Here is a 19,714-nt window from a genome sequence, read left to right as displayed (position 1 = left end):
CGGGGGACGCGCGGCACGCGCGGGGGGGCAGGCAGCCCCCTGCCCGCTTGCCGCCCGAACGGCCATCTGCGATAGAAACGCGACCCCGATCCTGAGGCCCGCCATGAGCTTTCGCGCCCGCCACCTGCTTGGCATCGACCACCTCTCGCCGCCCGAGATCGTCACCCTTCTGGATCTGGCCGAGGATTACGTCGCCCTGAACCGCCGCACGGTGAAGCACGCCGACACCCTGGCGGGGATGACCCAGATCAACATGTTCTTCGAGAACTCGACCCGCACCCAGGCCAGTTTCGAACTGGCGGGCAAGCGGCTGGGTGCCGACGTGATGAACATGTCGGTGGCCCATTCCAGCGTGAAGAAGGGTGAAACGCTGATCGACACGGCCCTGACGCTGAACGCGATGCAGCCCGACCTGCTGGTGGTGCGCCATCCGAATTCGGGCGCGGTGAACCTGCTGGCCGAAAAGGTGAACTGCGCCGTCATCAACGCGGGCGATGGGCGGCATGAACATCCGACCCAGGCGCTGCTGGACGCGCTGACCATCCGCCGCGCCAAGGGCCGGTTGCACCGCCTGACCATCGCCATCTGCGGCGACATCGCCAACAGCCGCGTCGCGCGGTCGAACCTGCTTCTGCTGGGCAAGATGGAGAACCGGCTGCGCCTGATCGGCCCCGCCACCCTGATGCCCGCAGGCGCGGGCGAGATGGGTGTGGAGTTGTTCGAAGACATGCGCGAAGGGCTGCGCGGCGCCGACGTGGTGATGATGCTGCGGCTGCAAAAGGAACGCATGGACGGCGGCTTCATCCCGTCGGAACGCGAATATTTCCACCGCTTCGGCCTGGATGCCGAAAAGCTGGCCTGCGCCGCGCCCGACGCCATCGTCATGCATCCCGGCCCCATGAACCGCGGCGTGGAAATCGACGGCACCATTGCCGACGACATCAACCGGTCGGTGATCCAGGACCAGGTGGAAATGGGCGTGGCCGTGCGCATGGCGGCGCTGGACCTGCTGGCGCGGAACCTGCGCGCGGAACGCGGCCGCGCCGCGGCGGGGGTGATGGTCTGATGCCGGACAGAACCCTGGGCGGGACCCTGGACGGGGCGGATTGGACCGTCCTGCTGCATCCCGGCGAACGGCTCTTGTGGCAGGGGCGGGCCATCGGCGCAGGGCGCCCCGACCTGCCGGTGCGCTTCTGGACCATGCTGGGCACGATCCTGTCGCTGGGCAGCCTGCTGTTCCTGCTGATCGCCTTCCTAGGCCGGTCCCAGCCGGATTTCGTCGTGGGCTTCGGGGGCATCGGCGTGGTGGCGCTGGTCATCGGGCTGACCTGCAGGATTTTGCCGCGCCGGCTCCAGATCGCCCGGCTGCGGCGCTGCCGCTATGCCCTGACGGACCGGCGGATGCTGGTTCATGACGGGTCGGCCCTGCGCGCCTGGGACATCACGCCCGATCTTGACCTGACCATCCACCCCGAGGAACCGGGCTCGGTCATCGTCGATCCGCCCTGGCTGGACAACCGCCCGCCCAAGCCCCAGCGAGAGGCGGGCTTCATCGGCATCGCCGGGGCGGGCCGGATCGCCGCGATGATCCGGGACATTCAATCGCGCCAGACCGACAGGACGGAGACCGGGTCGTGACCATTCTTCATTTCACCAATGCCCGCCTGATCGACCCCATGGCGCAGACGGACGCCACCGGCAGCCTGCTGGTCCGCGACGGCGTGATCGCGGGCATCGACGCCGAGGCCCCCCAAGGCGCGACCGTCATCGACTGCAATGGCCGCGCGCTTGCCCCTGGCATCATCGACTGGGGCGTCAAGATCGGCGAGCCGGGCGAACGGCACAAGGAATCCTTCCGCAGCGCGGGCCTTGCGGCGGCGGCAGGCGGTGTCACCACCATCGTCGCCCGCCCCGACACCCTGCCCCCCATCGACACGCCCGAATCGCTGGAATTCGTGACGCGTCGCGCAGCGGACGCCGCCGTCAACATCCGCCACATGGCCAGCCTGACCAAGGCCCGCGAAGGGCGCGAGATGGTCGAGATCGGCTTCCTGACCGATGCGGGCGCCGTGGCCTTCACCGACGGCGTGCGGCAGGTGGCGGATACGCGGCTGCTGTCGCGCTGCATGACCTATGCGCGGGGCCTGGGCGCGCTGATCGTGGGCCATCCGCAGGATGCGGGCCTGTCGCGCGGGGCGGCGGCGACCGGCGGCAAGTTCGCCTCGATCTATGGCATCCCCGCCGTGTCGCCGATGGCCGAGGTGATCGGGCTTGATCGCGACCTGTCGCTGGTGGCGATGACCGGCTGCCGCTGGCATGCCGACCAGATCACCACCGCCCGCGCCCTGCCCGCCCTGCAGCGCGCGCGGGATGCGGGCCTGGACGTGACGGCCGGGATCTCGATCCACCACCTGACGCTGAACGAGTACGATGTGGGCGATTACCGCACCTTCTTCCGCTTCACCCCGCCCCTGCGGTCGGAAGACGACCGGCTGGCGATGGTGCAGGCGGTGGCAGACGGCCTGATCGACGTCATCGCCAGTTTCCACACTCCCCAGGACGAGGAATCCAAGCGCCTGCCCTTCGAGGCCGCCGCCCCCGGCGCGGTGGGCCTGCAGACGCTGCTGCCCGCCGCGATGCGTCTGTATCACCAGGGCGGGTTGAGCCTGCCGCAACTGTGGCGGGCGATGTCGCTGAACCCGGCGAAACGGCTGGGCCTGCCGGGCGGGCGGCTGGCGCCGGGCGCGCCTGCCGATCTGGTGCTGTTCGATCCCGACGCGCCCTTCGTGCTGGACCGCTTCACCCTGCTGTCGAAATCGAAGAACACCCCCTTCGACGGCGCCCGGATGGAAGGCCGCGTCCTGGGTACCTGGGTCGCGGGCCGCCGCGTCTTCGGGGGTGCGGCATGACCCTGATCCTGTGGACCGTCTTCGGCTATCTCCTGGGCTCGATCCCCTTCGGGATGGTCATCGCGCGCGCCCTGGGACTGGGCGACCTGCGCAAGATCGGGTCGGGCAATATCGGCGCGACCAATGTGCTGCGCACCGGCAACAAGCCTGCCGCCCTGGCGACGCTGCTGCTGGATTCGGGCAAGGGCGCCATCGCCGTGCTGATCGCGCGCCATTTCGGCGGCGACATGGCGGCGGTGCTGGCGGGGGGCGCGGCCTTTCTGGGCCATTGCTTCCCCGTCTGGCTGGGCTTCAAGGGCGGCAAGGGGGTCGCGACCTTCCTGGGCACGCTGATCGCGCTGCATTGGCCGCTGGGGCTGATCGCCTGCGGGATCTGGCTGCTGACGGCGCTGATCAGCCGCATCAGCAGCCTGTCGGCCCTGCTGGCCGCCGCGCTGTCGCCGGTCTTTGCCTGGGGCCTGGGCCATGGCGACCTGATCGCGGTCAGCCTGTTCATGGCGGTGCTGATCTTCATTCGCCACCGCGCCAACATCGCCCGCCTGCTGGACGGGTCTGAACCCCGGATCGGCCGGCGCTAGGCCCTGCGGCGGCGCAGGGCGACGAACGCGCCCAACCCCGTCAGCAGAAGGGGCAGCCCGCCCGCCAGCGGGACCGGCGCCAGATCCGCCTCGATCAGGTCCAGCGCGGTCTGCCCGAACTGGGCATGGGCCAGAAGGTTGGGATGGACCGGGTCGAAGAACAGCCGCGACAGCGATTCCGTGTCGCTGCAGACGGGAGCCTGTCCGAATGCAGCGGCCACGCCCGGGCTGGGAAACAGGCAGGGCGGCGTCGTGTCGCCATAGCCGAAGGCTGCAGGATCGGCCAGGATGCCGTTCAGCTGCGCATAGATATCCAGGCTGATGACATTCAGACCGCCCGCCTCGAGCGCGGCCACATTCGCCGCAAGCCGGGCGTTATAGGCCGTGGTCGCCGCACTGGCCAGCAGCCGAGCCTGGGGCTGGAACAGGGCAAAGGCAGGCGTCGCGCCAAGATCGGGCAGGTTGGCGATCAGGAAGTCGCGCACCCCATGGGCGCCAAGAAAGCTGGCCGTGTCCGCAACGGCGTCGGCAGCCCTGATCGCCGCGCCTATGGCATTTGCAAGCGGATCGCCGCTGGCAAGACCTGCAAAGATGTCGTTTGCCCCCATCAGGATCGACACCAGGGGCCGCGTCCCGAATCCCCCGGAAGCCGCCGCCAGTTGCTGACGCTGCGCCAGCAGGCCGGGCGTCGGATCCGCGGGATCGATCGGCTCGGCCGCCTCGGCACCGCCCCGGGCCAGATTGCCGGTCAGCCGTCCTGCGGCCTGGAATTCGGCCGCGACGTATTCCGCGAAGGTGCGGCCGTTTGAAAAACGCGGCCTGTCGTTGGGCGCATAATAAGCCGCCTCGCCTGCCTCGGGCGAGATCGGCGCGCCCGGACGGCCCGCCGCAAAGACGGGCAGCGGCAGGTTGCCGTTGTCCGTCAGGCTGTCCCCCAAGGCCCAGAAGCTGGTAAAGGCATCGGTCACGACCGACGCCTGCGCCGTCAGCGGTGCTGCGATGACGGCAATAGCCAGGAAAAATTTACGCATGATCCCCCCGATGCATCGCTTCACGCTAAATGCAGGATGGGATTCGGGACAACGTTAAAGATTCCTGCGCATTCCGGCTGCCACAGGCCGGGGTCGGCGTATCAGCGTTCGGCCACCAGGGTCCGGCCTGCCGGACGGGCGGGACGCGCCGGGGCGGGTTCGGGCTGCGGCTCGGACACCACCTCGCGCAGCGAGGGTTGGTTGAAGACCCGCACCGGGGAAACCACCGGCGCGGCCCCGCCCTGTCCCGCGATGCGGCGCAACGCCTCGGCCCCGCGCCGCGCCGAAATCGCCAGCGAGATCAGCGCCAGGCAGGTGCCCGACAGCAGGATCAGCACCACGATGCCCAAAAGCCCCACGAAGATCGGCAGCGGCGGCAGCCCTTCGGCCTGACCGACCTGGGTGACGATGGCCCCGACCAGGGACACGACGCCGACCGCGAAAACCGCGCCCATGATCCGCTGCACCCACACCATCGCATCCGCCTTCATCGCCTGCCCCTTTCGCTTTGCCCAACGCCTGCCACCAAGGGGGGCACGGCGCAAGGTGCCGGACGCTCATATTGTCGTGCGGTGCGGCCGAAAGGCTTAGAACAGGAGGATTTTATAAAACCAGAACAAAAGCGTCGCAGAACCGTTAACCATTTTGGGCACCCTCGCCTGGCTGCGCGCCGGCCGGCTGCGCAGGCATGATGGTTTAAAGATTGGGAAACGCTTTCATGAAGATGCAGCTTGCCGCCCTTGCGGCCCTTTCGGCATTGGCCCTGCCCCTTGCAGCCCATGCCGCGACCTGGAACACCCTGACGGGCGAGGCTCCCATCGTCGTCGCGCATCGGGGCGCCAGCGGCTATCTGCCCGAGGAAACGCTGGGCAGCTATGAACTGGCGATCAAGCTGGGCGCGGATTACATCGAACCCGACGTGCAGATGACCAAGGACGGCCATCTGGTCGCCATGCATGACACGACATTGACCCGCACCACCGATGTGGCCGACCTGTTCGAGCCCCGGAACGGGACTTACAACGTCAAGGACTTCACCCTGGCCGAGATCAAGACGCTGACCGTCAAGCCCACCGGCGCGCTGTCGCGGCCCGATTCGACCTATCCCGGCTTCACCCCCAGCATGGCCGATCCCTACAAGGTGCCGACCCTGGACGAGGTGCTGGTGTTCCTGAACGCCCAGAACGCCGCGAATGGCACATCCGTCGGCATCTATCCCGAAGCGAAGGCGCCCTTCGACGCGGAAAAGGAAGCAAAGATCATCGCGTCGCTGAAAAGCAACGGCTTTGACACGGCGGCCGACAAGGTGATCCTGCAATCCTTCGCCCATCAATCCGTCATCAACCTGACCAGCCTGCTGGAAACCAACGGGATGGAGGCAGAAGTCGCGCAGTTGGGATCAGTGCGCCTTGAGGACGGCATCTATGGCGTGAACGGCAGCGACGGGTTCCGGACGCTGGAACAGATCGCGTCGGTCGCGACCGGCGTCGGCGTCAGCTATGGCGGCATCACCGAGTCCTTCATCCAGGCCGCCCACGGTCTTGGCCTGAAGGTCCATGCCTATACCTTCCGTCCCCTCAGCGAGGACGAGGCCTTCGCCATGATCCAGCCGATGCTGGATTGGGGCCTGGACGGCTTCTTCACCGATTATACCGATTTCGGACGCACCGTGGTCGATGCCCAGCACCCTGCCCCGGTGCCGCTGCCTGCCGCAGCCCCCTTGCTGCTGGCGGGCCTGGGCGGCCTGGCCTTGCTGCGCCGCCGGCGGGCCGCTGCCTGAACCCAAGGCAAGGGGCGTCACGGACGGGCGCCCCTGCCCGTCAAGGCTGCCATCCGGCAGGATCAACAGCTTCCTTGATCGGCCCCGAAGGTCAGGCACAGTCGATCAGGCAAACATTTCCTGATCGCGGTGCTTCGGCATGTGGGACACCGGGGTTGTCGGCGGCAGCAATCCCTGACACTGGCGGCAGGCTGGCGCGCCATCGAAAACGAGAGGGTGCGCGCCTGGAAGATCGAGGCCGGGGTCTCGGTCGCGGGTGGGGTCGTCAGCCGGTCGGGGGACAAGGATTTCGTCGATCCGATCCTTGCGCTGCGGGCGAATTACAGCCCGGCGCCCCGCTGGTCCGCAATCGCCCATATCGACCACGGTGTCACGGGCATGGGGTCGGACAGCACCACGCAGGTGGTGGCGACGCTCAATTACCAGATCACCGACCGGGCCTATGTCTCGGCGGGCTATCGGCGGCTGGACGTGGATTGCCGCAGCGGCGGGACGCGGGTGGATGCGACGATGGCAGGCCCGCCGCTGGGCCTGACATGGCGGTTCTGACTTGGCCTGCCCCGGTCAATAAGAATATTCGCGATAGATCGGCGTCAGGTCGCCGTTCCATTCGCCGTTGAACTTTTCCAGCAGTTCGTCGGCCGGCACCTTGCCGCTGTCCAGGCTTTCCTTCAGCGCGTTCAGGAAATGCGTCTCGTCCGGGACAAGGCCCCCCGCGCCGGGACGGGCGCGGTTGTTCAAACCCTGTTCGGCGATCGCCACGACCTCGCGCGCCAGATCCTGCATGTGGATGCCGTTCACGCTGGCCTGCAGCCCGTGGATCCCGGCCTGTTGACGCAGCCCCTCGCGGGTCTCGTCGTCCCAGTCCTTGACCAGATCCCATGCGGCATCCAGGGACGACTGGTCATAGATCAGCCCGACCCACAGGGCGGGCAGCGCGCAAAGGCGCCGCCAGGGACCGCCGTCGGCGCCGCGCATCTCGATGTATTTCTTGACGCGGGCCTCGGGGAAGACGGTGGTCATGTGGTCGGCCCAGTCCGACAGGGTGGGCACCTCGCCCGGCAGGGCGGGCAGGCGGCCGTCCAGGAAATCGCGGAACGACTGGCCCAGGGCGTCGATATACTTGCCGTCGCGATAAACGAAATACATCGGCACGTTCAGGACGTAATCCACCCAGGCGTCATAGCCGAAGCCGTCCTGGAAGACGAAGGGCAGCATCCCGGTGCGGGCATTGTCCAGGTTCTGCCAGATATGGGCGCGCCAGCTTTTCCAGCCATTGGGCTTGCCGTCGAGGAAAGGGGAATTCGCGAACAGCGCATTGGCGACAGGCTGCAAGGACAGCGCGACCCGCATCTTCTGGACCATGTCGGCTTCCGACGCGAAGTCCAGGTTCACCTGAACCGTGCAGGTGCGATACATCATCTGCTTGCCCAGCGTGCCCACGCGGTCCATGTAGTCGGTCATCAGCCGATAGCGCCCCTTGGGCATCATCGGCATGTCGTCCTGGCCCCAGACCGGCGCCGCGCCAAGGCCGATGAAGCCCGCGCCGATGCGGTCGGCGATTTCCTTCACCTCGGCCAGGTGCTGGTTCACCTCGTCGCAGGTCTGGTGGATGGTTTCCAGAGGCGCGCCCGACAGTTCCAGCTGGCCGCCGGGTTCCAGGCTGATATTGGCGCCGTCGCGTTCCAGGCCGATCAGCTTGTCCTGTTCCATGACCGGGTTCCAGCCGAAGCGTTCCTGCAGGCCCGACAGCATGGCATGGACCGAACAGGCGCCTTCGTAGGGCAAGGGCATCAGGCTGGCCTTGTCATAGCCGAACTTCTCGTGCTCGGTCCCGATGCGCCAGGCGTCGCGGGGCTTTTCGCCGCTGGCGATATAGGCTGCAAGCTGGTCGCGGCTTTCGATCGGGCCTCCGCCCTGTTGTGGAATCGACATGAAACAGAGGCCTTTCTGGGTTCTTGCCGGTCACAGGTGACGTGACGCGGGGGCCAAGTCAACCCGCCTCAACCCGGTCTCCGCCAAACGGTGCGGACGGCGTCGGGCTGATCGGCGACATGGGCCAGGGCCGTCGATACGGCCCCCATGTCCAGGCCTGGCAGGGCCGTGAAGGCATGGGCCAAGGCATCCGCGCCCGCGGCATCGACGGGAACCAGAAGCGCCTCTCCGCTGGTGCTGCGCAGCCGCCAGTGACCCCGGCCCTTCAGGCGCAGCAAGCGGATTTCGACCAGATCGCGCAGGGCGATCTCTCCTCCCAGCACGGCGGCGCCGTAATAGCGGATGGCGCCTTCGTCCACCTCGACCAAGCCGGGGGCGGTGATGCCGCGTCGGAATGGCAGGCGGCGGATGGCGCCCAGCAGCAGCGACAGGCCGACCAGCAGCACCAGGGCGCCAATCGCGGCGAAGAACCAGCCGCCGCGCAGGGCCAGCCACAGCCCCGCCAGCAGGATGGCGGCGGCGACCAGGGATTCGGACCGGGCGGCAAGCCAGGCGCGCAGGTCAGGCCGGATCATGGGCGGCGGCCGGGCATGGGTATTTGGGCAACGAAGAAGCTACCATCGCGCCAAGGCGTCTTCGTCGCTGGCCTTGGCATCGACCCAGGCGGCGGCGCCGTCATGGCCGATTTCCCGCTTCCAGAAGGGGGCGCGGGATTTCAGCCAGTCCATCAGGTAATCGGCGGCCTGGAACGCGGCGTGGCGGTGACGGGCGGCGGTGGCGACCATCATGATCGGCTCGCCCACGGCAAGGCGGCCATGACGGTGGACGATGCGCCAGTCGGTCAGGGCAAAGCGGATGGCGGCTTCGCTGCCGTAATCGGACAGCGCGCGTTCGGTCATGCCGGGGTAATGCTCGATCTCCAGCGCGGCCATGGCGCCGGTGTCGTCGCGCACCACGCCCGTGAAGGTGACGATGGCCCCCGCGCCCGCACCGAAGCCCGCCAGTTCGGCGGCAAGGTCGAAGGGCGCGGTCTGGACGCGGGCCGACATGGATCAGCCGCCGGTCATGGGCGGGAAGAAGGCGACCTCTCGGGCGCCTGCAAGCGGCGCGTCCAGGTCGGCAAGCTGCTGGTCCACGGCGCAGCGCACGGCGGCCAGGTCGGCGAAGGCCGCCGCGTGCCAGTCGTCCCGCGCGGCCAGATCGGCGATCAGGTCGCGGACGGTGGCGGCGTCGGTCTCGATCCGTTCGCGCGGCTGGCCGATGCGTTCGCGCAGCCAGGCGAAATACAGCACGTCAAGCGTCATGGCCAGGTTCGCGCAGATAGGGGCGCGCCTTCACGAAATAATCCCACCCGGTCCAGGCCGTCAGGACCGCCGCGATCCACACCAGCAGCAGGCCGACCTGCGTCGCCAGATCCGCCCAGGACAGGGAAAACGGCAAGCCCGGTTCGCCCACGCGGGGCGGGCGGCCGTGTTCGACATAGGCCAGGCCGGTGCCCAGGAACAGGACCGAGATGGCGACCATCTGGGTGGTGGTCTTCCACTTGGCAAGCTTGGTGACCTTCAGAAGCCGCGCATTCGATCCCAGGAATTCGCGCAGGCCCGACACGAAGACCTCGCGGAACAGGATCAGGGTGGCGGGCAGGATCAGCCAGGGGTTCATGCCGGAATAGCCGGTGATGACGACGATCGCGATCACCACCATGGCCTTGTCGGCGATCGGGTCCATGGCGGCGCCGAAGCGGCTTTCCTGCTGCCAGCTGCGTGCAAGATAGCCGTCGATCCAGTCTGTCACGGCCGCGATCAGGAACAGCGCCAGTGCCGCCCAGTCGGCCCAGGGACGACTGAAATACAGAAACATCAGCGGCACGGCGGGGGCCGCGATCAGCCGAAGCAGGGTCAGGATATTGGGGACGGTCCAGCGCATAGGGGCAAGCTAGTCCGTGGCGCGGGACTTTGAAAGGGGCGGCGCATCGAAATGCGCCGCGCCCCCGGATTGCAGCCCGGTTCAGCCGATCGCGCCCTCGAACAGGGGATAGGCGCGGCCCGCGATGGTCAGGTGGACGGCCTTGATGCGCTGCTCGCCAAAGCGGCGGGTGCGGTGGCCGATGACGCGGATCGGATCGCCGGGGATCGCCACGGCCTTGGTCAGGCCGATTTCGGCGTTCCTTGCGCGGCAGGCCAGCTCGACCGTCCAGTTGCGGCCCTCGGCATCGCTGACGCACAGCACCGGATCGCTGCCATTGCTGTTGTTGTCGGTCACGATCCCGGTCAGTTCCGTCAGATGCGGCTTGAATTCATCCCCCCGAGTGGATTTGGGCAGGCCGGCAGGCAGGAACCGCGGGGCAAGGATGCCGGGTTCGGGCAAACGGGTCATGATAGCCTCTTTCTCAGGTTGAGAGGGGCAACCATAACGCGATCAGGACCGAAGCCTGCGGTGGGATGATACCGCAAACGTCTTTCGCAGGCGAATGGCCCGGCCGGGCCGGTCCCGGTGGGTCCGCAAGTCGTTGTTATTCCAAAATCTTGCTAAGAGATCGCGACGGCGTCACGTTTCCTTTTCCCCTGAAGCCGCGAAGTTTGGAACATCCTTCCCCGCGCCGGTCAGCCCCGCGCGTTGAAATGGTCGTGAACCTTCTGCGCCATCGCCGCCGAGATCCCTTCGACCGCCTGCAGATCCGCAAGGCCCGCCCGGCTGACCGCCTTGGCGCTGCCGAAATGGGCCAGAAGCGCGCGCTTGCGGGCGGCGCCGATGCCCGCGATTTCGTCCAGAGGATTGGCCATGACCGATTTGGCGCGCTTGGCGCGGTGGGTGCCGATGGCCCAGCGATGCGCCTCGTCTCGCAGGCGCTGGATGAAATACAGAACCGGATCGTTCATGCGCAGCGCAAAGGGCGCGCGGCCGGGGCGATGGAATTCCTCTTTCCCCTGGTCGCGGTCGATGCCCTTGGCGACGCCGACGATGGGAATGTCCTCGACCCCCAGATCGGCCAGGATGCCGTCCACGGCGGATACCTGCCCGGCGCCTCCGTCGATCAGCAGCAGGTCGGGCCAGGCTTCCGTCTGGCGGTCGGGGTCTTCCTTCAGCAGGCGGGTGAAGCGGCGGGACAGGACTTCCTTCATCATGCCGAAGTCGTCGCCCGGCGTGATCTCGGTCCCCTTGATGTTGAACTTGCGATACTGGCTCTTGATGAAGCCTTCCGGCCCGGCCACGATCATGCCGCCCACGGCATTGGTGCCCATGATGTGGCTGTTGTCGTAAACCTCGATCCGCCGGGGGGCGGCGGGCAGGTCGAAGGCCTCGCCCACGCCCTCCAGCAGGCGCAGTTGCGTGGCGCTTTCGGACATGCGGCGGGCCAGGCTTTCGCGGGCGTTGCGCAGGGCGTTTTCCACCAGATCGAACTTCTCGCCCCGCTGCGGCACGCCGATGACGACCCGGCGGGTGGCACGTTCGGACAGGACCTGGCGGGTCAGGTCGGGCTCGTCCGGTGCATGAGACAGCAGGATCATCCGGGGCGGCGGCTTGTCGTCATAGAATTGCAAAAGGAAGGCCTGCATCACCTCGGCAGGCGATTCCACCCCGCCAAGTCGAGGATAGAAGTCGCGGTTGCCCCAGCTTTGATTGCCGCGGATGAAGAAGACCTGCACGCAGGCCTGCCCGCTTTCCATGTGCAGGGCGACGATGTCGGCCTCGGCCACGCGCTTGGGGTTGATGGCCTGGACCGATTGCACGGCGGTCAGCGCCTTGATCCGGTCGCGGAGCGCGGCGGCACGTTCGTATTCCATGTTCTCGGCCGCCTCGGCCATGTCGCGGGCCAGGTTGGCCTGGATCACGGTGGTCTTGCCCTGCAGGAAGCGTTCGGCATCCGACACAAGCGCGCCGTAATCCGTTTCCGAAATCCGGCCGACGCAGGGCGCGCTGCACCGTTTGATCTGGAACAGCAGGCAGGGGCGCGTGCGCGATTCGAAGGTGGCGTCCGTGCAGTTGCGCAGCAAAAACACCCGCTGCAGCTGGGTCAGCGTGCGGTTCACGGCCCCCGCGCTGGCGAAGGGGCCGTAATAGTCGCCCTTTTCCGACTTCGCCCCACGATGCTTCTTGATCTGCGGATAGGCGTGGGATTTCGCGACCAGGATGTTCGGGAATGACTTGTCGTCGCGCAAAAGCACGTTGTAGCGCGGCTTCAGCTGCTTGATCAGGTTCTGTTCCAGCAGCAGCGCCTCGGTTTCAGTGCGCGTGGTCAGGAACATCATGCTGGCGGTTTCGCGGATCATCCGCGCGATCCGCGCCGAATGGCCCGAGGGCCGGGCATAGTTCGACACCCGCGCCTTCAGGTCGCGCGCCTTGCCGACGTAAAGAACCGCCCCCTGCGCATCCAGCATCCGATAAACGCCGGGGCTGCGGTCAAGCTGGCGCAGATAGTCCTGAATCAGCGCGTGGCCGGTCTTGGGGGTCGTGTCCTGGGTCATGTCCGTCAGAGTGGTGATTCCCGTGGCGGGCTGCAAGTTCGGGGCGAGGATTACAAGGTCAAAGCTGTCCACCGCCGCTGTGGATAACTCTGTGAGAGTCCTGTGAGGCAGGATGTTCCCAACCAGCAATCGTTACAGGATGATGACTTTGCCTGAAATTTAGGCAATATCTTAAGTTGCTGTTCTTAAAAGGAAATTTATTACATCCAGCCGTGAGATGCGAAACTTGCGCAGTTTCAGGCGCTTGTTGAACGAATCTTACCTGAACGGGGACAAATCCGGTTACCTGCGGTTGCGACGGGACGGTGGGATACCCAGAAGACGGCGGATGCTGCGGCGAAAGGCCGGACCGCGTATCAGCGCCAGGGCAACCATCACCATCAGGAACAGGATGACGATGCGGACACTCATCCCCCGGCACCGAAGCGGGCAAAGGCCGCGCGTTCCTGGGCTGCGTCCAGCACCGTGCCGGCCGACAGCCCCAGCCTGCGGAACAGCGACTGGCGCGGGGCATGGACGACAAAGCGCGTCTTGTCGCCGTAAAGCGCCTTCATCTGCGGCACCAGGTGGCCGATGCCATCGGCAAGCCCCAAGGCCACGGACTGCCGCCCGGCCCAGAATTCGCCGGTGAACAGATCGCGGTCCGCAGCCAGCCGGTCCCCCCGGCGGGCCGTCACATGATCCTTGAAGGCCTGGTGGATCGACTCCAGCACGTTGTGCAGGCGCTCCACATCCTCGGGCCGTTCGGGGCGGAAGGGATCCAGCGTGGATTTCGACCGTCCTGCCGTATGCACGCGGCGCTCGATCCCCCAGCGGGCGATCAGATCCTGGAAACCGAAGCCCGCCGAGATCACCCCGATCGACCCCAGGATCGAACTGTCATCGGCCCAGATCCGGTCCGCCGCGCAGGCCAGCCAGTATCCGCCAGAGGCCGCCACATCCTCGACAAAGGCATGGACAGGGGTCTTCGTCTCGTCGGCCAGTCGCCGGAGCCGGGCAGCGATCAGCGACGACTGCACCGGCGATCCGCCGGGCGAATTGATCGACAGCGCCACGGCGACGGGCTTGCCCTTGCGAAAGGCGCGTTCGATCACGGGCGCAAGCGCCGCGTCCGACAGGCCGCCGCCGCGCCCGGCCATGCCGATGGCGCCATGCAGGCGGATCACCGACACGCGGGGACCCTTGTTCGTCAGACGGTCAAGATAGGGAATACGCATGAGGCAGAGTTAATCACCCCAAGCCCCTGCCGCAAGCGTCAGCCATGACGGATCGTGTCCCCGGGCAGGAAGGTTGGCGTCAACGCGACGATCCGGTCTTCGGGGATGATGTCCTTGCCAGCGACCAGCCGGGCCGCGCGCCTGCCGATATCGACGCGCCTTGCATCGGTCGTGGCCAGGCGCACCGGCAGCCCGTCCAGCAGATCGACGCCATTGAAGCCGGCAAGCCCGATGCGGCCCGGGATGTCGTATCCCTTGTCCAGGCAATGCAGCAGCCCCCCTGCCCCGATCATGTCGTTCGAGAAATAAAGGAAATCCAGGTCCGGCGCGCGGGTCAGGATCCGCTCGGTCAACTCGCGCCCCTTCAGCAGCGAGGATCCGCCTTGGTAGTATTCGCGCGCCTCCAGCGTGACGCCCGCCTCGGCCAAGCCCTCCTCGAACCCCGCCAGGCGTTTTCTGGCGCGGTGATCCTCGGGCATGTGGGTGCCGACGAAGCCGATCCGGCGATAGCCCGCAGCCAGGATCCGGGCAGCCATTTCCCGCCCTGCGCGGCGATGGGAAATGCCGACGATGGTGTCGATGCCCTCGCCGTCGATATCCATGATCTCGACCACAGGAATTCCTGAATTCGCCAGCATCGCGCGCGATGCCTTGCTGTGTTCCAGCCCCGCCAGGATGACCCCGGACGGTCGCCAGGACAGCATGTCGTACAGCACCATCTCCTCTCGCGCGGGGGAATAATTGGTGACGCCGATCACGGGCTGCAGGCCGGTATCGTCCAGTTCCGCCGACACGCCCCCCAGCACATCGGGAAAGACCAGGTTCGACAGGGACGGGATCACCACCGCGACAAGGTTGACCCGCTGGCTTGCCAGCCCGCCCGCGATCTTGTTGGGGACATAGCCCAGTGTCTTGGCAGCCGTCAGCACCTTTTCCCGCGTGGCGGCCGACACGTCGCCCCGGTTGCGCAAGACCCGGCTGACGGTCATTTCGGACACGCCGGATGCCTCGGACACGTCCCGAAGGGTCAAGGGGCGGCGGGGTCTGGGGACGTTCATCTGGCACCGGAAGATCAGGTCTTTGCCCGATGTTAGCGTTCGTCCGACCCCGCGACAACCTTGCCAAATGCCTTGTCACGGGTCAAAAGGGCAAAGGCGGCCCCGTGGCTCAACTGGATAGAGCAGCCCCCTCCTAAGGGGCAGGTTACAGGTTCAAGTCCTGTCGGGGTCACCAGATTTCAACAGCTTGGCTTTGCCATTTTGCCCGCAGATCTCGGTTTGGGACAAAAGCCCTGACCGAATCCGGGGGACTGTTCGCCGCCCGAAATTTTTCGTCGAGAAAACAGTCCAGCCCCAAAGCCACCCGGTCGTGAGGCATCAGCCTCCTCAATGCAAAGGAAGCTTTGGCGTCAGCGGCAACCTCATCGACGTCAGCACCCATCCCCGGCGCCGCGCTTCTAGACGCAAACAGCGACTCAATGGTTTGCCGTGGGGTCCACCGCTTCTCCAGGATGCCACCGGTCAGTGCAGCGCGTTTCACGCCAATCGTCTGGCGCCAGCCGGTGACCGTCACCATCGGATGCCTCCTGGTTCCTTGATCGGCAGGTCTTCCGCGCAGGACCGATCCAACCGACGATCTGAGGCACCTGGCCTTTTCCCGCAAGGATCGGCGCTCCGTCGATACTCAGGCTCCATTGGCACATCGCGCCGAATTTCGGCCCTCTCAACCGTTTCTAAACGAATCGCGGTTAAGACCGGATTATCGCCAATGAGGAGAAGCCTCATGTTTGAAAAGATCGAAATGATGCGCATGGCCCGCGCCCTGGGTGCCCATGCCAGCGAGCGGCATCTTGTCGTCGCCCGCAATGTGGCCAATGCCGATACACCCGGATTCAAGGCCAAGGATGTGACGTCCTTCGCCGACAGCTATCGCAGCGCGGCGTTCTCCGCGATGCGGACCACGGACCCGCGCCATCTGGCCACGCCCGAATGGTCGCCCCTGACGCGCCAGATGCCCGTTGAAAGCGGCGTGTCGCCCAACGGCAATTCCGTCGCGCTCGAGGAGGAGATGCTGAAGGCGGCCGAGGTCAAGCGCGGGCACGACCTGTCGCTTGGCATCTACAGCTCGGCGCTCGATCTGATGCGCACCAGCATCGGGCGGAGGGGGTGATGGACCGTCCCGTTTCCGCCCTGCACCTGGCCGCGTCCGGGATGCGCGCCCAAAGCGAACGCCTGCGCCACACGGCCGAAAACATCGCCAATGCCGACACGCCCGGCTATCGCCGCAAGCTTGTCACCTTCGAGGAGGCGACCCGCTTCGGCCGCCCGACCGGCGAGGTCGAGGCTTCGAAGCTGCGGCTGGACCGATCGGAACTGCCCCGCCTTTACGATCCCTCGCATCCCCTGGCGGACGAGGACGGCTATTACCTCGGCTCCAATGTCGATCTGGTGATCGAAATCGCGGATTCCCGCGAGGCGGGCCGCAGCTATGAGGCCAACCTGAAAATGTTCGAGCAGACGCGCCAGATGGGCGCGTCGCTTCTGGAACTTCTGCGCCGCTAGAAAGGTCGCCCATGTTCACCAGTCTGAATGCAGCCACTGCCTATTCCGCCGCCCGCACCGCCGTGGCGCCGGGCCAGCCCGGTCCCGCCGTCCAGGCGCTGTCGAACGCGGCCGAGGATTTCGCCGCCCAGATGGGCAAGGTGGATCAGGTCGCAACCGGCGCCATGACCGGCCAGGTGGAAACGCACCGCCTGGTCCAGACCATCGCCGAAGCCGAGGTCGCCTTGGAAACCGTTGTCGCCATCCGCGACAAGGTGGTCGAGGCCTATCAGGAAATCCTGCGGATGCCGGTGTGATCCATGGATGAAACGCTGCTGTTCGACATGCTGCGCCAGGCGCTGCTGATCGCGGTCCGCATCTCGGCACCGATGCTGGCGGTCGCGCTGATCGCGGGGGTCGTGATCGGGCTGTTCCAGGCGCTGACCTCGGTCCAGGAGATGACATTGACCTTCGTGCCCAAGGTCGGGCTGATGCTGGCCGTCTTCTGGGTGACCATGAGCTTCATGACCACCGCCCTGTCCGATTTCTACATCGGCCAGATCATTCCGCTGATCGCGGGAAGCTGACCATGGACAACGCGATCTATGCGACGCTGACCCGGCAGGCAGGGCTGATGGCCGAGATGCGGGTGGTGGCCAACAACATCGCCAACGCAAATACCACCGGCTTTCGCCGCGAAGGGGTGATCTTCGCCGAACACCTGTCCGCCCTGGACCGAAGCGGCGACACGCTGTCGATGGCCCATGCGCGCGGCCGGATGCTGGATCTGAACCAGGGCGTGCTGACCCAAACCAACGGCAACTATGACCTGGCGATCGAGGGTGAGGGCTTCTTTCTGGTCGAGACGCCCGACGGCAACCGCCTGACCCGCGCGGGCGCCTTCTTGCCGTCCGCCGAGGGCGAATTGATGACCGCCGACGGCTTCCGTCTTCTGGACGAGGGGATGGCACCGATCATCGTTCCCGCAGGCGCCAGCGAGGTCGCAGTCGGCGCTGATGGGACCCTGTCCGCGAACGGCGTGGCCTTCGGCAAGATCGGCGTCTTCGCCGCGCCTCAGGATGCGCAACTGACCCGCCAGGGCGGCACCACCTTCACGACCGACGCCGCGCCCGAACCCGTCGACGACGCCCGTATCCGCCAAGGCTTCCTGGAAGAATCCAACGTCGATTCCGTTTTCGAGATCACCCGCATGATCGAGGTCCAGCGTGCCTACGAACTGGGCCAATCCTTCCTTGACCGCGAAGATCAGCGCATCCGCAGCGCGATCTCCGGCATGACCCGCTGAAAGGACCAGCCATGAGAGCCCTGCAGATCGCCGCGACCGGCATGAGCGCGCAGCAGACCCGTGTCGAGGTCATTTCGAACAACCTCGCCAACATGTCCACCACCGGCTACAACGCCCGGCGCGCGGAATTCGCCGACCTGCATTACCAGCAGGCCACCCGTCCCGGCACCGTGACCGCCGCCGACGGCACCGTCATTCCTGCAGGCGTGCAACTGGGCCTGGGGGTGCGCCCTACGGCGGTCAGCGTCAATCTGCAACAAGGCGCCTTGACCCAGACCGAGGGCGACCTGGACCTGGCCATCGACGGCGAGGGCTATATCGAGGTGACGCTGCCTTCCGGCCTTTCGGCCTATACCCGCGACGGCGGGTTGAAGCGGTCGCCCGACGGGCTGATCGTGACCTCGGACGGCTATCCGGTCGTACCGGGCATCACCATCCCCGACGACGCGAGCACCATTTCCATCAACGCGGCGGGCGAGGTTTACGCCTATTTCAGCGACCAGGTCGAACCCGAGCTGCTGGGCCAACTGACATTGGCAGGCTTTTCCAACGAAAAGGGGCTCGAGGCGATCGGCTCGAACCTGTTCCTGGAAACCGCCGCATCCGGCACGCCCCAGGTGACGACGCCGGGGCAGGACGGTTTGGGCACGCTGCGCCAGGGCTATCTGGAGGACAGCTCGGTCGATTCGGTGCGAGAGATCACCGAACTGATCAAGGCGCAGCGCGGATACGAACTGAACGCCAAGGTCATCACCGCCGCCGACCAGATGCTGGCGGCCACCACGCAGGTGCGCTGATGCGGTGGCTGGTTCTTCTTCTGGCCCTGGCGCCCCTGCCCGCATCCGCGGCGGTGCTGGCTGCGGCGCGAACCCTGCCCGCCGGAACTGTCATCACCGCCGCCGACATCCGCGCCATCGACGGCGACCGTCCCGGCCTTTCGGACCCGTCCCAGGCCATCGGGCTGCAGACCCGCATCACCATCCACGAAGGCCGCCCGCTGCAGGCCTCGCTCTTGCAGGCCCCCAGGCTGATCGGGCGCAACCAGATGCATCCGCTGGTCTTCCAGCGGGGTGCCCTGCGGATCGTCACCACCGCCCGGACGCTGTCGGACGGTGCGGCGGGCGACGTGATCCGCGTCATGAACCTTGAATCCCGCGCAACGATCAGCGCCGTCGTCCAGCCGGACGGCAGCCTTGTGGCGCTGAAGTAAGGACCACCGATGAAAACCATTCCCCTGCTCTGCCTCGTCCTGGCGGCTTCGGCCTGCGCGCGCGCCGATCACCTGGGAAAGCCGCCCAGCCTGACCTCTCCGCGCAACAGCGAGGAGTTCATCGCCATGACCAACCCGCCTTTGGAGATCCCCGTCGATTCCGGCCGCCCCGAGGCGGCAGCGTCGCTGTGGGCCGGGACCACCTCGTCCCTGATCAGCGACAGGCGGGCGGCGACGCGCGGCGACATCCTGACGGTGGTGATCGAGATCGACGACGAGGCGCAGATGACCAACACCTCGGGGCGCAGCCGCCAGTCCGGCGAAAGCGTGTCGATCCCGCAGATGATCGGCATCCCGCAGCGCCTGAACGAGAAGCTGCCCGAAGGCGCCAGCTTCGACAACCTGGCCGAGGCGGAATCGTCCTCGACCTACAAGGGCAGCGGCAACATCACCCGCCGCGACAAGCTGACCCTGCGGGTGGCGGCCACCGTCATCGACACCCTGCCCAACGGCACCCTGCAGATCGAGGGCACGCAGGAAGTCCGTGTGAACTATGAATTGCGCGAACTGACCGTCAGCGGCTTCGTCCGCCCCGCCGATATCGACCGCAGCAACGAGATCGCCTATGACCGCATCGCGGGGGCGCGCATCTCCTATGGCGGACGCGGGCAGATCACCGATGTGCAGCAGCCCCGCTTTGGCCAGCAGATCGTCGATGTGATCCTGCCCTACTGAGGTATCC

Annotated in this window: 27 protein-coding genes and 1 tRNA gene; 15 read left to right on the top strand and 13 right to left on the bottom strand. The window is 66.5% G+C overall.

Translation table 11 applies throughout. The annotated features are described in order from the left end of the window. Nucleotides 1-103 precede the first annotated feature (103 nt). From IEX25_RS09770 to plsY, 4 genes are read left to right on the top strand one after another with little or no spacing between them, the layout of a single operon-like run. Nucleotides 104-1,066: an aspartate carbamoyltransferase catalytic subunit gene (locus tag IEX25_RS09770; RefSeq protein WP_188714998.1), complete on the top strand. Its 963-nt coding sequence runs from the start codon at nucleotides 104-106 to the stop codon at nucleotides 1,064-1,066. After that, on the top strand, nucleotides 1,066-1,638 hold the full coding sequence (locus IEX25_RS09765; protein WP_188714996.1) for a hypothetical protein: 573 nt from the start codon (nucleotides 1,066-1,068) through the stop codon (nucleotides 1,636-1,638). The genes IEX25_RS09770 and IEX25_RS09765 overlap by 1 nt, the downstream gene beginning before the upstream one ends. 38 nt (nucleotides 1,639-1,676) lie before the next feature. Beyond that, nucleotides 1,677-2,909 carry a dihydroorotase gene (gene pyrC, locus IEX25_RS09760; RefSeq protein WP_188715061.1) on the top strand — a complete coding sequence of 411 codons (1,233 nt, stop codon included), beginning with the start codon at nucleotides 1,677-1,679 and terminating at the stop codon, nucleotides 2,907-2,909. Further along, a complete protein-coding gene (gene plsY, locus IEX25_RS09755; protein WP_188714994.1) occupies nucleotides 2,906-3,487 on the top strand; it encodes a glycerol-3-phosphate 1-O-acyltransferase PlsY in 582 nt (193 codons plus the stop codon). Before pyrC ends, plsY begins: the two co-directional genes overlap by 4 nt. Here plsY and IEX25_RS09750 read toward each other — a convergent pair. Beyond that, nucleotides 3,484-4,518 (bottom strand): SGNH/GDSL hydrolase family protein, encoded by a 1,035-nt coding sequence (locus tag IEX25_RS09750; RefSeq protein WP_188714993.1) that lies wholly within the window; start codon nucleotides 4,516-4,518, stop codon nucleotides 3,484-3,486. The two genes, plsY and IEX25_RS09750, sit on opposite strands and share 4 nt — an antisense overlap. Nucleotides 4,519-4,619: 101 nt before the next feature. Beyond that, nucleotides 4,620-5,009: a hypothetical protein gene (locus IEX25_RS09745; protein ID WP_188714991.1), complete on the bottom strand. Its 390-nt coding sequence runs from the start codon at nucleotides 5,007-5,009 to the stop codon at nucleotides 4,620-4,622. A 227-nt stretch (nucleotides 5,010-5,236) separates the two neighbouring features. Between IEX25_RS09745 and IEX25_RS09740 the strand changes: the two genes are divergently transcribed. Continuing rightward, on the top strand, nucleotides 5,237-6,298 hold the full coding sequence (locus tag IEX25_RS09740; RefSeq protein ID WP_188714989.1) for a glycerophosphodiester phosphodiesterase family protein: 1,062 nt from the start codon (nucleotides 5,237-5,239) through the stop codon (nucleotides 6,296-6,298). 141 nt (nucleotides 6,299-6,439) lie between these two features. Further along, the gene (locus IEX25_RS09735) at nucleotides 6,440-6,847 is read left to right on the top strand and encodes a hypothetical protein (protein ID WP_229665126.1); all 408 of its coding nucleotides are present in this window, start codon (nucleotides 6,440-6,442) and stop codon (nucleotides 6,845-6,847) included. A 15-nt stretch (nucleotides 6,848-6,862) separates the two neighbouring features. On the opposite strand, the gene IEX25_RS09730 is transcribed toward IEX25_RS09735, so the two are convergent. The 10 genes from IEX25_RS09730 to IEX25_RS09690 all read right to left on the bottom strand — a co-directional run bounded on the left by IEX25_RS09730 (nucleotide 6,863) and on the right by IEX25_RS09690 (nucleotide 14,974). After that, a complete protein-coding gene (locus tag IEX25_RS09730; protein WP_103173396.1) occupies nucleotides 6,863-8,233 on the bottom strand; it encodes a glutamate--cysteine ligase in 1,371 nt (456 codons plus the stop codon). Nucleotides 8,234-8,301: 68 nt separating this feature from the next. Then, a complete protein-coding gene (locus tag IEX25_RS09725) occupies nucleotides 8,302-8,808 on the bottom strand; it encodes a hypothetical protein (RefSeq protein ID WP_188714985.1) in 507 nt (168 codons plus the stop codon). A gap of 39 nt (nucleotides 8,809-8,847) precedes the next feature. Beyond that, nucleotides 8,848-9,282, bottom strand: coding sequence for a molybdenum cofactor biosynthesis protein MoaE (locus IEX25_RS09720; protein ID WP_188714983.1), 435 nt, complete (start codon nucleotides 9,280-9,282; stop codon nucleotides 8,848-8,850). 3 nt (nucleotides 9,283-9,285) lie between these two features. Then, on the bottom strand, nucleotides 9,286-9,537 hold the full coding sequence (gene moaD, locus IEX25_RS09715; RefSeq protein ID WP_188714981.1) for a molybdopterin converting factor subunit 1: 252 nt from the start codon (nucleotides 9,535-9,537) through the stop codon (nucleotides 9,286-9,288). Then, complete coding sequence (gene pgsA, locus IEX25_RS09710) at nucleotides 9,527-10,159, bottom strand: CDP-diacylglycerol--glycerol-3-phosphate 3-phosphatidyltransferase (protein WP_103173400.1); 633 nt, start codon at nucleotides 10,157-10,159, stop codon at nucleotides 9,527-9,529. The genes moaD and pgsA overlap by 11 nt, the downstream gene beginning before the upstream one ends. A gap of 81 nt (nucleotides 10,160-10,240) precedes the next feature. After that, the gene (locus IEX25_RS09705; protein ID WP_103173401.1) at nucleotides 10,241-10,609 is read right to left on the bottom strand and encodes a hypothetical protein; all 369 of its coding nucleotides are present in this window, start codon (nucleotides 10,607-10,609) and stop codon (nucleotides 10,241-10,243) included. Nucleotides 10,610-10,836: 227 nt separating this feature from the next. Continuing rightward, nucleotides 10,837-12,699, bottom strand: coding sequence for an excinuclease ABC subunit UvrC (gene uvrC, locus IEX25_RS09700; protein WP_188714979.1), 1,863 nt, complete (start codon nucleotides 12,697-12,699; stop codon nucleotides 10,837-10,839). A gap of 282 nt (nucleotides 12,700-12,981) precedes the next feature. Then, on the bottom strand, nucleotides 12,982-13,110 hold the full coding sequence (locus tag IEX25_RS20310) for a hypothetical protein (RefSeq protein WP_256388126.1): 129 nt from the start codon (nucleotides 13,108-13,110) through the stop codon (nucleotides 12,982-12,984). Then, nucleotides 13,107-13,916, bottom strand: a complete 810-nt coding sequence (locus IEX25_RS09695) for a S49 family peptidase (RefSeq protein ID WP_188714977.1) — start codon at nucleotides 13,914-13,916, stop codon at nucleotides 13,107-13,109. The genes IEX25_RS20310 and IEX25_RS09695 overlap by 4 nt, the downstream gene beginning before the upstream one ends. 38 nt (nucleotides 13,917-13,954) lie before the next feature. Continuing rightward, nucleotides 13,955-14,974 carry a LacI family DNA-binding transcriptional regulator gene (locus tag IEX25_RS09690; protein ID WP_188714975.1) on the bottom strand — a complete coding sequence of 340 codons (1,020 nt, stop codon included), beginning with the start codon at nucleotides 14,972-14,974 and terminating at the stop codon, nucleotides 13,955-13,957. A gap of 98 nt (nucleotides 14,975-15,072) precedes the next feature. Between IEX25_RS09690 and IEX25_RS09685 the strand changes: the two genes are divergently transcribed. After that, nucleotides 15,073-15,149: transfer RNA gene (locus tag IEX25_RS09685), tRNA-Arg, on the top strand. Here the strand turns inward: IEX25_RS09685 and IEX25_RS09680 are convergent. Next, entirely contained in the window at nucleotides 15,144-15,491 is a 348-nt protein-coding gene (locus tag IEX25_RS09680; protein ID WP_188714974.1) for a hypothetical protein, read from the bottom strand. The genes IEX25_RS09685 and IEX25_RS09680 overlap by 6 nt on opposite strands. Nucleotides 15,492-15,698: 207 nt before the next feature. Between IEX25_RS09680 and IEX25_RS09675 the strand changes: the two genes are divergently transcribed. The 8 genes from IEX25_RS09675 to flgH are packed head-to-tail and all read left to right on the top strand — an operon-like array spanning nucleotide 15,699 to nucleotide 19,707. After that, nucleotides 15,699-16,085: a FlgB family protein gene (locus tag IEX25_RS09675; RefSeq protein WP_188714973.1), complete on the top strand. Its 387-nt coding sequence runs from the start codon at nucleotides 15,699-15,701 to the stop codon at nucleotides 16,083-16,085. Continuing rightward, nucleotides 16,085-16,477: a flagellar basal body rod protein FlgC gene (flgC, locus tag IEX25_RS09670; protein ID WP_103173406.1), complete on the top strand. Its 393-nt coding sequence runs from the start codon at nucleotides 16,085-16,087 to the stop codon at nucleotides 16,475-16,477. Before IEX25_RS09675 ends, flgC begins: the two co-directional genes overlap by 1 nt. A gap of 11 nt (nucleotides 16,478-16,488) precedes the next feature. Next, nucleotides 16,489-16,773, top strand: coding sequence for a flagellar hook-basal body complex protein FliE (fliE, locus tag IEX25_RS09665; protein WP_103173407.1), 285 nt, complete (start codon nucleotides 16,489-16,491; stop codon nucleotides 16,771-16,773). 3 nt (nucleotides 16,774-16,776) lie between these two features. After that, nucleotides 16,777-17,043: a flagellar biosynthetic protein FliQ gene (locus IEX25_RS09660; RefSeq protein ID WP_188714971.1), complete on the top strand. Its 267-nt coding sequence runs from the start codon at nucleotides 16,777-16,779 to the stop codon at nucleotides 17,041-17,043. A 2-nt stretch (nucleotides 17,044-17,045) separates the two neighbouring features. Further along, on the top strand, nucleotides 17,046-17,762 hold the full coding sequence (locus IEX25_RS09655; RefSeq protein WP_188714969.1) for a flagellar hook-basal body complex protein: 717 nt from the start codon (nucleotides 17,046-17,048) through the stop codon (nucleotides 17,760-17,762). 11 nt (nucleotides 17,763-17,773) lie between these two features. Continuing rightward, the gene (flgG, locus tag IEX25_RS09650; protein ID WP_188714968.1) at nucleotides 17,774-18,559 is read left to right on the top strand and encodes a flagellar basal-body rod protein FlgG; all 786 of its coding nucleotides are present in this window, start codon (nucleotides 17,774-17,776) and stop codon (nucleotides 18,557-18,559) included. Then, nucleotides 18,559-18,972, top strand: coding sequence for a flagellar basal body P-ring formation chaperone FlgA (gene flgA / locus IEX25_RS09645; RefSeq protein WP_188714966.1), 414 nt, complete (start codon nucleotides 18,559-18,561; stop codon nucleotides 18,970-18,972). The genes flgG and flgA overlap by 1 nt, the downstream gene beginning before the upstream one ends. Nucleotides 18,973-18,981: 9 nt before the next feature. After that, entirely contained in the window at nucleotides 18,982-19,707 is a 726-nt protein-coding gene (gene flgH, locus IEX25_RS09640) for a flagellar basal body L-ring protein FlgH (RefSeq protein WP_188714964.1), read from the top strand. Nucleotides 19,708-19,714: the final 7 nt, after the last annotated feature.

Source organism: Paracoccus acridae (assembly GCF_014642735.1).
Taxonomy (GTDB): domain Bacteria; phylum Pseudomonadota; class Alphaproteobacteria; order Rhodobacterales; family Rhodobacteraceae; genus Paracoccus; species Paracoccus acridae.
Note: the sequence above shows the minus strand (reverse complement) of the source record. Positions and strands in the feature narration are given on the sequence as shown.

Excerpts from the sequence above, each read along its gene's own strand:
- IEX25_RS09770 (WP_188714998.1), top strand. The coding sequence starts at position 104 with ATGAGCTTTCGCGCCCGCCACCTGCTTGGCATCGACCACCTCTCGCCG.
- IEX25_RS09765 (WP_188714996.1), top strand. The coding sequence starts at position 1,066 with ATGCCGGACAGAACCCTGGGCGGGACCCTGGACGGGGCGGATTGGACC.
- pyrC (WP_188715061.1), top strand. The coding sequence starts at position 1,677 with ATGGCGCAGACGGACGCCACCGGCAGCCTGCTGGTCCGCGACGGCGTG.
- plsY (WP_188714994.1), top strand. The coding sequence starts at position 2,906 with ATGACCCTGATCCTGTGGACCGTCTTCGGCTATCTCCTGGGCTCGATC.
- IEX25_RS09750 (WP_188714993.1), bottom strand. The coding sequence starts at position 4,518 with ATGCGTAAATTTTTCCTGGCTATTGCCGTCATCGCAGCACCGCTGACG.
- IEX25_RS09745 (WP_188714991.1), bottom strand. The coding sequence starts at position 5,009 with ATGAAGGCGGATGCGATGGTGTGGGTGCAGCGGATCATGGGCGCGGTT.
- IEX25_RS09740 (WP_188714989.1), top strand. The coding sequence starts at position 5,237 with ATGAAGATGCAGCTTGCCGCCCTTGCGGCCCTTTCGGCATTGGCCCTG.
- IEX25_RS09730 (WP_103173396.1), bottom strand. The coding sequence starts at position 8,233 with ATGTCGATTCCACAACAGGGCGGAGGCCCGATCGAAAGCCGCGACCAG.
- IEX25_RS09725 (WP_188714985.1), bottom strand. The coding sequence starts at position 8,808 with ATGATCCGGCCTGACCTGCGCGCCTGGCTTGCCGCCCGGTCCGAATCC.
- IEX25_RS09720 (WP_188714983.1), bottom strand. The coding sequence starts at position 9,282 with ATGTCGGCCCGCGTCCAGACCGCGCCCTTCGACCTTGCCGCCGAACTG.
- moaD (WP_188714981.1), bottom strand. The coding sequence starts at position 9,537 with ATGACGCTTGACGTGCTGTATTTCGCCTGGCTGCGCGAACGCATCGGC.
- pgsA (WP_103173400.1), bottom strand. The coding sequence starts at position 10,159 with ATGCGCTGGACCGTCCCCAATATCCTGACCCTGCTTCGGCTGATCGCG.
- IEX25_RS09705 (WP_103173401.1), bottom strand. The coding sequence starts at position 10,609 with ATGACCCGTTTGCCCGAACCCGGCATCCTTGCCCCGCGGTTCCTGCCT.
- uvrC (WP_188714979.1), bottom strand. The coding sequence starts at position 12,699 with ATGACCCAGGACACGACCCCCAAGACCGGCCACGCGCTGATTCAGGAC.
- IEX25_RS20310 (WP_256388126.1), bottom strand. The coding sequence starts at position 13,110 with ATGAGTGTCCGCATCGTCATCCTGTTCCTGATGGTGATGGTTGCCCTG.
- IEX25_RS09695 (WP_188714977.1), bottom strand. The coding sequence starts at position 13,916 with ATGCGTATTCCCTATCTTGACCGTCTGACGAACAAGGGTCCCCGCGTG.
- IEX25_RS09690 (WP_188714975.1), bottom strand. The coding sequence starts at position 14,974 with ATGAACGTCCCCAGACCCCGCCGCCCCTTGACCCTTCGGGACGTGTCC.
- IEX25_RS09680 (WP_188714974.1), bottom strand. The coding sequence starts at position 15,491 with ATGGTGACGGTCACCGGCTGGCGCCAGACGATTGGCGTGAAACGCGCT.
- IEX25_RS09675 (WP_188714973.1), top strand. The coding sequence starts at position 15,699 with ATGTTTGAAAAGATCGAAATGATGCGCATGGCCCGCGCCCTGGGTGCC.
- flgC (WP_103173406.1), top strand. The coding sequence starts at position 16,085 with ATGGACCGTCCCGTTTCCGCCCTGCACCTGGCCGCGTCCGGGATGCGC.
- fliE (WP_103173407.1), top strand. The coding sequence starts at position 16,489 with ATGTTCACCAGTCTGAATGCAGCCACTGCCTATTCCGCCGCCCGCACC.
- IEX25_RS09660 (WP_188714971.1), top strand. The coding sequence starts at position 16,777 with ATGGATGAAACGCTGCTGTTCGACATGCTGCGCCAGGCGCTGCTGATC.
- IEX25_RS09655 (WP_188714969.1), top strand. The coding sequence starts at position 17,046 with ATGGACAACGCGATCTATGCGACGCTGACCCGGCAGGCAGGGCTGATG.
- flgG (WP_188714968.1), top strand. The coding sequence starts at position 17,774 with ATGAGAGCCCTGCAGATCGCCGCGACCGGCATGAGCGCGCAGCAGACC.
- flgA (WP_188714966.1), top strand. The coding sequence starts at position 18,559 with ATGCGGTGGCTGGTTCTTCTTCTGGCCCTGGCGCCCCTGCCCGCATCC.
- flgH (WP_188714964.1), top strand. The coding sequence starts at position 18,982 with ATGAAAACCATTCCCCTGCTCTGCCTCGTCCTGGCGGCTTCGGCCTGC.